The following is a 9907-nucleotide window of genomic DNA, read 5'->3' as shown; positions in this document are numbered from 1 at the left end:
GGCTTGTTCAAGTTTACAGATAATCAGACGATATCGATTAGGGCCGTTTACAAGCCTGCCTGACACCCTCTGACGTTGCCGTGTTCGTTCCACTATGCCCAATCTATACCCCGCCTCTAGCGCACGTATAACGGTTCTAACACCGCATCCTGCGCGGGCTGCAATAGCCTCATGCGATGGAAAGAGGCCACGATAACCCTGAAAGCTGGCGAGGGCCTGAAGAACAAGATGCTGCTTTCCGGTAATCTGGCGGGCTTGTGTGAGCGTCCAGAGAGTAGAAGCAAAAGAAGTCACAACCAAAACCTTTCAAAAAAGGCGAGGCTTCCTCTCTCCTGCTAATCTAAGGCTTGAAAACCGTCTCCGGTAGTCTTAGAATACAGCTTCGGACGCAACGGGTGGTTCCTTCACCCCTGCATCAAGTCCACCTCACCGCGCAACAGTGAGTTTTGAAACCCTCGGAGTTCGTTGCTCCGAGGGTTTCGTCGTTTCAGGCACTATGTATCTGTAAAGCTGAGTCTGGCAAGAGCATAACGCACTCAACAGCCTGCAACTCACGGTCAATCAACATCAGCAACGTGCGGATAACCTTTCTGATGTTACGCCTGAAGCAATGATGATGGATAGCAGGATAAAGATTAACAGCAGCCTTGTTCTACTCGCCAATATGCCACTAATCCCTCACTTCTGAGGTTCAATATATTCGGATGTCTTCAAAATGAATGGCATGTTGCCGACTCTTATGTTGGGATCGATTGTAGAACGAGCGTAAACGAAAATATTTATAAGACGTTCAGCACAATGTCCCCATAACCTTGGTGTCGGCTCTACTTTGTGCCGGATACGCCTGATTACTTCGAAATAAAATTCCATGTAATCCGAAAACAGATCTGATCGCATCACATACATATTGAAAAATGATGGTGTTTCAATACGCATATGCGCCTTCAATGGGTGGTTGCGTAGCAACTCCGTCTCCATCGCAGCTTCTATCATTATATTCCATACATGCTCTGGAAGACTGGTTTTCCATTGCTCTGCCATAGCCTCACGGTCCTGAAAAAGCGGACGAGTGAGTGTAATATCATTTTTTGACAGAGCAGCCTTCAGGTCCAATATATCATGCACTGAAAATGTCTTACGCATCATCCAGAAGTCAGAAAACAGCTGATGAGACGCACACAGATATGGGCGGCTTATGCTCTGCGCAAAGTGACCCCGAAATATAAGTAATTCTGGATTCCTTCGTGATACCACGCTGGCAGATTGAATATCTGTAAATAAGACACGACGGTAATGCTCGAACCCTACATAATCAAACCTATGCAGAAGATTTTTCCAGACATAGTATTGATGACGCATTTCAGAGTGGTCATTGTCCGAAGCGATATTATCGCCGTCAAGGTCTCCCAAGTAATCCTGAGTTCCGTGCACCCCAGAAATCAGACTTGAAAACAAATCGGTCATAATCGTGTCTTGCGCCACTGCATGGTGGCAACTAAAGATCTTCATTCTCATCACAACATAACTCTCACAATATCATGCCCACACAAACTGCAGGTGGCCACGCACCTCACGTCCGACTGAAAACCGGAGAGTGTTTTTCTTCGGTTCTCAGCCTGGATCTCTGATAACACTCATCTATATCAGATGAAGCCGATCAAAGAGAGAGAATATATCTGGTTGTTTTGAGTATCCCGCATAATGCAAACGAAAACCGTATCTAACAGTTCTATTTAAAACAGGCTCTCATGGAAACTTCCTCCACATAAACACTGTATAGCTTTTATTTCTGCCTTATCTAGTATGTTTATTGCACTTAGAATCAATAATGGATCAAAATCATGTATGTTACAGGACATCTTTAAAGAACCCAGTCCGTAAATACGACACAGCTTTTTTGCTACATTATGTATATATTCACTTATATGGGAATGTTCCGTATTTATAATGGTAAATTTTTCCCATGCGAGCGGTGTTATCCGGGTATAAGTATATGTGTGCTCCTGTAAAGCACCTAAAAACGTATCATTCGTAGGATGTGAAAATGAATATTTTCCATCATTATGTGTCCAGATATTATATGCTAATACTGGTAAATAACGAGGATCACCACCCAATGAAAAGAATTCTCCATCGTCCATTATAAAATAAATTACATTCATATTTTTCACGTGTACTGCGTAGACTGTTTTATTGTCCCACGATAATACTCGTCCAAAGTCATCCTCTAATTGAAAAATACTATATCCTTTTTCATTCTCTATTTTTTCGCAAACAAATCTTGATGTGAACTCACAGCAATTTAAAAACATCTTATTTGTTGGATCAAATATATTTACGTTACTGTCACGAAATACATCTGAAAAAATCTTTACTTGAATAGTTGCTGAATTTCCTAATTTATTTTTAATGTAAGATGATTGATTATATATAATATGCTTCAGTGCTTTATCATAAAGTCTTAAATATTCATTAGATATATGAAATTCTATCTCGCTGTATTCATTGTTATTTGTAACTTCATGCAAGGGATTATTCTTGTCACGTCTCCAGTCTTCTAATTTTTTATCTCTCTTTACATAGTGTTCTAATGATCGAGACTGAAAATGATAAAGACGTCCCCCACTCCAATTTGTAGGTGGCGTACATAATCCACCATGAGGGCTTTCCCACTCAACTAAAGATCCGTCACTTCTGAGACTTTCACCTGAAACAGGAACATTATGAACGTAATAAATTTCTCCTGATAGATCTTTAGGTTTGAATATAACTTTTGTATGTTTATTCCAGAATAGGTTCTCGTTACCATGGCGCCTGTAATTAAATATTGGATTTCCCGGAGGCCGGCTTATATAACCGTTACTTCCAACACTGCACCAGTTAAATGCTATCAAAGATGCGGTTTCATACTTCTGCAAATATTCTTTAATGCTTAGTCCATACAAATCAAGATATTCATCGCAATCAAATAGCGCCATCCAATCAAATTCATCACCATATTTCAATACGGCATCGTTATAAGCTGATAACTGTCGTTCTGTATGCGGATTTCTGTTATTCAGCATCCGGCTATAACGAATATCTAAGTCGCCAGAAAGAGATAGGATAACGTTCTTTGTATTATCTTCTGATGAATCGTCATATATTATGAACGCATCGAACCCTAATGCTTTATACCATGCAATCCAATATATTATTTCTATCTCTTCATTTTTGACAACGAGGCAAACAGCCGTTTTTAAGCTCTTTTTTTCCTCTTGGTCTGATTGCCTGCTCATTTCTACCTGCTGCCTCATTTATATTATAAACTATACCATTGGTTTCTATAGATCTAACCGATGCATGAATGCCACTGATGCTTCACATCCATATCAGGTAATACTGGCCACCGTTAGATTTTACTATAGTAATTGTCTCGCGATTTATCCGTCGCATCTACAACTGACAGAAACGTATTGATCTTCTCTTCGCTCAGAGAATATATCCGGTTGTTATGAGCATCTGTCTCCGCCACATCTTCATAAGCAATCACATTACGGTCACCAAAAACACGACCAAGATTTGTCTGTACCTCGGTGCGAGGATTAATGGAGCCCACTGTCATCCCATACTTATTGAACACTGAGGCATGCTGAGCGGAACCATGCTCTCCAATCTGACACCGTGTTTCCGCCATAAGACGAATCTGGTCATGGATGGAGAAACGTTCTGGTTCGATCACCTCGAAGCCACGGGAAACTGCCATCTCCTCGAACAAGGTCTGTTCCCTGAAAACACGCTGGTTGACCTTGTTTGGTTCCCATGTACGACGCGAAAGGCAGATACGGCGAAAAGGACGTCCCACATCAGGCACTAGTGAGCGATAAAAGTCGCGCACCAATGGATGGAACTGATAATGACGCGCCAGAAATGAGGGGATAACAGCGTCATGCAACTTCCATGCCTCGCGCTCATGGTCAAACAGCAGGAAGGATTCCTCATTGATCCCGAAAATTGCGCATAGAAGATCAATGCCCCATTTCGGCGTTTTCTGAGGGATAACGATTTTCCTGGAATGAAACGCCTCGTCGCCCATAAGCATCTTTACCAACCCAAGACGAGGAATATCGTCGACAAGATAGTGCCCATAGCAACCGAAACCAGCACCAAACGCGACAATAACCGGAACATCGATCTCTGATGTTGCCTCCGCATCAACCGGCAAACGCCAAAAACCGTTCTCAACTTCGCTCTCAGCCACCTTGGACAGATAACTGTCCAACTGTACGAAACGGCGATCCTTCCATAGGCATCCATGCCCAGTCAAAACCAGTCCCTGGGTTTCAAAGACATTAACGGCTGAGACAGCTACAGGGTTGCTAGCCTGCCTCGTAATATCAGGAATCATATCGCTACCGACAATTATCGGTCCGACGGCAGGACCATAGAAAAAGCCCGGACGTGATGCAATAATCACATCCTCACGTAGCGAGGGACAAACTTCAGATCTAACGATTGGATCATCCGCCATTCCCAATAGGTTTGTGCTGGGGAAAACTTGTCCACGCTCAGACAAATTTTCCTCATCAAGAGCGCAGCGGATAAAAGCCCCATAATCTACATCATTGATCAGAAGCACTGATGACAGATCATTTTTGGACGGAGTATTACCATGAGCCAACCACCCGATATTGTCACTTAGATCAGTGTTCAGACACGCACTGATCTCGCAGACATTATCCATCAAAAAGGTCCGGAATGCTGACGGGCTAGAAAACTCTTCGTAACTGAACGTTATACTTCCATCTAAAACGCCGGCAGAATAACTTATAAGATGATCAAGATATGCCTTCACGATGGGATGATTAGGCACAGCAAAAAAGAACTTTTTTTGTGGCGAACCTTCATTGACAACGAAGCCGAATGTTTTTCCCTTCTTCAGGAGAGGCAGGATATTTGCATTTGCTATTGAGCAAACATCTGCAGACACACCCCCTTCTTTGTACAGCGAGGCAATCAGGAAAAAGTCAGAACGGGCCTGTGCTTCCGGAAGGACCTGAAATAAACGCCAGACAAAGTCTCCAAAATTCTGACGAAGATAAGATTCTGCCTCTGAGCCGTCATAATTTCGATAAACAAAATTTCGGTTCTTATTATACAGTCCGACCTGACGCACATTATCAACCGAATATGCCATCTGACTGGGGCGGCACTGACGAATAATATTTGGAATATCCGCAGGAATGGTCTCACCAATCATAAACGAAGAACTAAAGATTTTGTCTTCAGTAGTGCACATTTCCAAAACAAAAGGCATAAATTCTGACCACACCTGACCAACGGCGCGCCGTGATAAATAGCAAATCTTTGCAAATGCGATTTTACAAAAAAAGTTTTTTGCATCATGCATCTCTTTTTCAGCTATGAAGAAAACATTGTTCCAATTCACGTCTGACTGAGAGCGCATCTGCTCCATGATTACTCGCCCAGATTCCGCTGTCGTACAATGCAGGCTTCGACTTAATCCATCAGCAACGCACTGTATTAGGGACTTGCAATGCGGAGCAAGGCCCTGTGGATCGAGATGGGCAAGACTTTGAAGCATTGGGCTATAAATCCAAATTCTAACTTACTATATTATTTATCCAACGAATGCATTAAAAGATCAACGCTACCTTAGATAGTTAGGATGAGAGAGCGAGAAATCGCTCTGGTGTACCATCAAACCTTAAGATTTCGGACCGTAATATCCTACGCTTGTTAGGCAATCCTTAGGCACGATCTAACCGAATAAATATGCTTCATGGTGGCATGACATGGGGCCTCATAGATTAGAATCCCCCGTACCCTTTGAGGGTTTTTACAAAAAACAGTACGAACGCAGCCCTATACGCTTATTCCATTACACACTAGTATGTGTATATGTTTACATGAAAATATGTACACATTCCTACTTGCCTACAGGACTTTCTCCCATCTTGCGTAGCCAGTCGTTAAACGCGTCGGCCATCGCACCCTGTAAACTCATCCCATGCTTTCTGGCAGTCATATGCATGGCAAATGACATTTCCGGGCTAAAATAGCCCGTCATAGCTTTCTTGCCCTGACGGCTCGGCGCAACCTGCTTGCTATCTGAGCCAACAACATTGGTGGCAGAAACCTTGTTTTCTGCTGTAGCTACAATTGTCGTTGCGGAATCACGATCCCGCAACGACAGTAGAGACCCTTTCCGGCTCATGCACTAGCTCTCCGCTTTCTTGATGATTGTATGGTTACATGTTTACATACCCACTTGTAAAGCAGTCTTACCTCATCAGACGCCTTGCCTTTTGGCTCTATTTCCATTGCAGTTTTCCCTTCCGCCGCCGCATGACGAAAAACTGCACGATCAGCGATAATATGTGAACATGCGTTCAACCCGTAGCTTTCTACGAGTTGTGTGGCCTCCTTATACATACGTGGAGCAGTAGGACTTCCCGCTGTAAAAACAACGAAGGCTGGTTTGCTACGCATTTTTATAAGACTGGCAGTCGTTTTGATCGCTGCCAGATCGAATGCACTCGGCCGACATGGAATTAACACTAAATCGGCGACTTCAACGGCAGCACTAGCCGCACTATCAGCGTGAGGCGGAGTATCAATCACAATGAACTCAGCGCCCTTACCCATTGCCTGTTCGATCTTAGCCTCGAGGCGCGGCGGAGCACTATCAATTACAACCGGCGGTGCATCCTTACGCCATACGGCCCATTGGCTCGCCGTCGCCTGTGGATCCACATCAATTACCAATGCTGTAAAGCCATCATCCTCAGCAGCAGCAGCCAGATGCAAAGCCAGAGTTGTTTTTCCAGCCCCACCTTTTTGGCTGATAATCGCTATTGTTGGCATGTGAACGTCCTTACATGACCGCATATTATCATGCAAGATAACCTACTAGAACGACAATAGAAAGCAATTCGAATTCCACTTCCTTTCCTCTATACAACGGCAATAACAGTGTTCTTGCTAAATCCTCTGTTACAAAGTTGGGGTTCTGCTAAATTTTGATGTGGTTCAGCGGGTATAAACTCCAAAATGCATTTACTCTCAGGACTCATGTCCAGAATATGGAAGTTGCAGCAAGGCCGCTTGCTAAAAAGCAAGGCTGTAGCAACCCGTCTCCTGTCTTTAACCCTCCAAAAAACATCATCTCAATACGGTTACATTTTTTGTATTTCCGCTTGTCGGAATTTATTGGTTTTCCACTAGATTTCCGTCCATTGAAATCTCATATCAACCACGACAAAATCAAAAACCAACAGTAGTTTCAGTCATGAACGACAAATTTGCAATCGAGCCTTTAGGTAGTATTGAGATACGAATAGAGTGTTTCCCTGCTTATTCCTAAATCGCGGGCAATCTGAGCTTTTGGTTCGCGATCGGCAACGCGCTTATTCAACTCTGTGACCTGTTCTGGTGACAGTTTAGGCTTACGCCCGGGAAGTCTGCCTTTTGTGCGTGCAGCTATCTGGCCCTCTTCCTGGCGTTCCCTTATAAGAGCCCGCTCAAATTGCGCTACCGCCCCAAAAATCTGCATTATTAAATCCTGCATAGGGCTGTCTTCTCCGGTAAAGGTCAGGCCCTCTTTCATAAAACGAACACTTGTGCCGCGCCTTGTCAGGATCTGTACAAGTCGCATCAGGTCGCCAAGATCACGGGCGAGTCTGTCTATGCTGTGGCAAACAATCGTATCGCCTTCTCTCACATATCCAAGCATCTCAGTGAGGGCAGGGCGGTTTCTGGTGCTACCGCTACATTTGTCTGTAAACGTCTTATCCACAGACACACCTTCAAATGTTTGACGATCGATACATTGGTACGATGATGAAACCCGAACATATGCAACAATCTGGCCTACCATGATAAATGCTTCCTTATATATAAGGAAATTTTAAAGATATATCATGACAGAATGTCAATAAATTCTTTTATAATATTTTACTGACACATCGGAAGCACAGTTCCCCACTAGTTCTGAAAGTGTCAAGAAAGGTTAATTTTTTCTGACAGTCAACCGAACGGCCATCAACAACGATGTAATTCTTCTAAACTGCTTCAGTCTGGTAAAAAATCTTTCCGTGATCTGATCCAGCCCTTTTTTACGGGCACCGGCACCATGCTACCTATCATCATGTATTCGTGCCTCTCCAAGTTTCATAAATCCGAAAAACTGACAAAGTGTTACAAAGAGATACGATTGCTACGCTTATACCTAGAGGGATCGAAGAACCGCTAATTGATTCGACTGGCTCGAGATTTTAGAATTATGAGCTCAGTCTTCAGAGCAGGTTATGAAAGAAAATAAAAATGACACACTATAAGGATTATAATTTGCCTATACAGACAATATTCGAAAATGATAATTATATTGTTCGTTATTATTTAGGTGACGATCATAGCAGTCATATAGTAATAAGCTTTACCGGTATTGGCGCACCTGAACGACATAACGGTACATTTTTTGGTGCAGCTTTAGCCATAAAACTCAATATTCCCTGGATAGGTATTATTGATCGTCACAACAGCTGGTATTGTGATGGAAATCCGGAAGAAGTTTTTAATATAGTCAAACATTGGATTGTTGCTCGGCAACAAAGTATGTCTTCAGTAGCCAATCCTAAATTAGTTGGATTTGGTATTTCTATGGGTGCTTATGCAGTTTTAAAATATTCCCATACATTAAATCTTGACTATGTAATAGCTGCGGCACCTCAGTGGAGTTTAGATATTACAGAAGCTCCATACGATTCTCACTTTAAGCATTTATACCGTCCTTTTATGAAAGGAATGGGTATTCGTTCTAATAATGTGCATGGACGTATTTATGCACTTTATGATCCTTATGAAGAGCCTGATTGTAAAGAGGTTGAAATGTTAAAACACCATACTGATGCAAATGAAATTCCCATTTGCTATGCGGGTCACATGGTGCTGTTGAGTTTAAAAGGTTCGCGTATTTTCAAAGAAATGCTTAATTCTCTTGATGTTCCAGAAGATTTTCGACGAGTATCAATTTTAGCACGACGACATAATTCTGAGAATATTATTAAAATGATTGAACGAGCGTTTAATCATAACCCACGCCTTGTTCTACAAGCTGTTCGTACAAATAGATTCACAAAACTAATGAAAACTTTTTCAGAAGAATATTTAGATAGAATTTGGGAAATAGCGACTAAACTTGCTCGTATAGGATATGTATATGATGCTGATTATTGCTTCTCTTGCATTACAGGAAGTTACAAAACTTGCCTTACATTACCTAGACTCATGAGCTGGCGTGGTGAATTACTATGTTATAGTCATAAAAATTCTAAATTTTATCAAACAATACGCCATTTCTCAGAGCATGGATCTATGGTTACATTAGTGGATAACATGCTTTTTGCGGCAACTCCTGTCGGGCTTGTACCAGTTCCTGGACAACTGATATCTGCGGGAGAAGGGAGATATGCTATTATTATCGATGATTCTTATCTTTCAGCACGTGACAGTGAACAAACTGAATTAGTATCTCATTTAAAAGATTGGGAAGAATTTTCGTTACTCCCTTCTCGACATTAAATAATATTTTTCCTTTATTTTAATCAGAAGATGGTGACTAAAAAGAAAGGCTGAGTTTTAAGTGCTGTCCCTGTCTCCTGCATTTTCACACCATTGTATTAGATCATTATGTGACATTCCGACTGCTGAGACTGGTTCTGCATTAAATAAATTACTTTGAAAATTAATTTCGCTGCCATTTTGGCACTTAGAAAGAAACGCTTGTTTTCTGCGGACAAGAGCCTCTCGTAGCTGCTGAGTGTAATGAACCGCAGCAGCTCTGGCTTGTTCAAGTTTACAGATAATCAGACGATATCGATTAGGGCCGTTTACAAGCCTGCCTGAC

9 protein-coding genes and 1 pseudogene are annotated in these 9907 nt (G+C 42.2%); 1 reads left to right on the top strand and 9 read right to left on the bottom strand.

Annotation, left to right across the window (positions count from 1 at the left end; genetic code table 11):
• The 8 genes and pseudogenes from HK25_RS06440 to HK25_RS06410 all read right to left on the bottom strand — a co-directional run.
• The coding region (locus HK25_RS06440; RefSeq protein WP_233127727.1) for a helix-turn-helix domain-containing protein at nucleotides 1-294 on the bottom strand (294 nt) is incomplete at its 3' end.
• A 384-nt stretch (nucleotides 295-678) separates the two neighbouring features.
• On the bottom strand, nucleotides 679-1509 hold the full coding sequence (locus tag HK25_RS06435; RefSeq protein ID WP_158092926.1) for a DUF4422 domain-containing protein: 831 nt from the start codon (nucleotides 1507-1509) through the stop codon (nucleotides 679-681).
• Between the two features lie 224 nt (nucleotides 1510-1733).
• On the bottom strand, nucleotides 1734-3278 hold the full coding sequence (locus HK25_RS06430; protein WP_158092925.1) for a glycosyltransferase family 92 protein: 1545 nt from the start codon (nucleotides 3276-3278) through the stop codon (nucleotides 1734-1736).
• A gap of 113 nt (nucleotides 3279-3391) precedes the next feature.
• Nucleotides 3392-5455, bottom strand: coding sequence for a glycosyltransferase 61 family protein (locus HK25_RS06425; protein ID WP_158092924.1), 2064 nt, complete (start codon nucleotides 5453-5455; stop codon nucleotides 3392-3394).
• 474 nt (nucleotides 5456-5929) lie between these two features.
• Complete coding sequence (locus HK25_RS06420) at nucleotides 5930-6217, bottom strand: ribbon-helix-helix domain-containing protein (protein ID WP_086635680.1); 288 nt, start codon at nucleotides 6215-6217, stop codon at nucleotides 5930-5932.
• Nucleotides 6214-6867, bottom strand: a complete 654-nt coding sequence (gene parA / locus HK25_RS06415) for a ParA family partition ATPase (RefSeq protein ID WP_086635679.1) — start codon at nucleotides 6865-6867, stop codon at nucleotides 6214-6216. Before parA ends, HK25_RS06420 begins: the two co-directional genes overlap by 4 nt.
• 257 nt (nucleotides 6868-7124) lie before the next feature.
• Nucleotides 7125-7237, bottom strand: a pseudogene (locus HK25_RS13365) (IS5/IS1182 family transposase); the annotation flags it as partial.
• Nucleotides 7238-7318: 81 nt separating this feature from the next.
• Entirely contained in the window at nucleotides 7319-7879 is a 561-nt protein-coding gene (locus HK25_RS06410; RefSeq protein WP_086635678.1) for a recombinase family protein, read from the bottom strand.
• A gap of 446 nt (nucleotides 7880-8325) precedes the next feature.
• Here HK25_RS06410 and HK25_RS06405 point away from each other — a divergent pair, with 446 nt between their 5' ends.
• Nucleotides 8326-9582, top strand: coding sequence for a hypothetical protein (locus HK25_RS06405; protein ID WP_086635677.1), 1257 nt, complete (start codon nucleotides 8326-8328; stop codon nucleotides 9580-9582).
• A gap of 57 nt (nucleotides 9583-9639) precedes the next feature.
• Here HK25_RS06405 and HK25_RS13360 read toward each other — a convergent pair.
• Nucleotides 9640-9907 (bottom strand): hypothetical protein (locus HK25_RS13360; protein WP_233127725.1); only part of this gene is annotated, 268 nt, incomplete at its 5' end.

The sequence above is a fragment of the Acetobacter sp. DsW_059 genome, assembly GCF_002153695.1.
In the GTDB taxonomy this organism is placed as follows: domain Bacteria; phylum Pseudomonadota; class Alphaproteobacteria; order Acetobacterales; family Acetobacteraceae; genus Acetobacter; species Acetobacter thailandicus.
This window is presented reverse-complemented; position numbering and strand designations above follow the sequence as displayed.

Bases quoted from the DNA above. Each gene is read 5' to 3' on its own strand.
- HK25_RS06405 (WP_086635677.1), top strand. From the start codon at position 8,326: ATGACACACTATAAGGATTATAATTTGCCTATACAGACAATATTCGAA.
- HK25_RS06435 (WP_158092926.1), bottom strand. From the start codon at position 1,509: ATGAAGATCTTTAGTTGCCACCATGCAGTGGCGCAAGACACGATTATG.
- HK25_RS06420 (WP_086635680.1), bottom strand. From the start codon at position 6,217: ATGAGCCGGAAAGGGTCTCTACTGTCGTTGCGGGATCGTGATTCCGCA.
- HK25_RS06410 (WP_086635678.1), bottom strand. From the start codon at position 7,879: ATGGTAGGCCAGATTGTTGCATATGTTCGGGTTTCATCATCGTACCAA.
- HK25_RS06430 (WP_158092925.1), bottom strand. From the start codon at position 3,278: ATGAGCAGGCAATCAGACCAAGAGGAAAAAAAGAGCTTAAAAACGGCT.
- HK25_RS06425 (WP_158092924.1), bottom strand. From the start codon at position 5,455: ATGGAGCAGATGCGCTCTCAGTCAGACGTGAATTGGAACAATGTTTTC.
- parA (WP_086635679.1), bottom strand. From the start codon at position 6,867: ATGCCAACAATAGCGATTATCAGCCAAAAAGGTGGGGCTGGAAAAACA.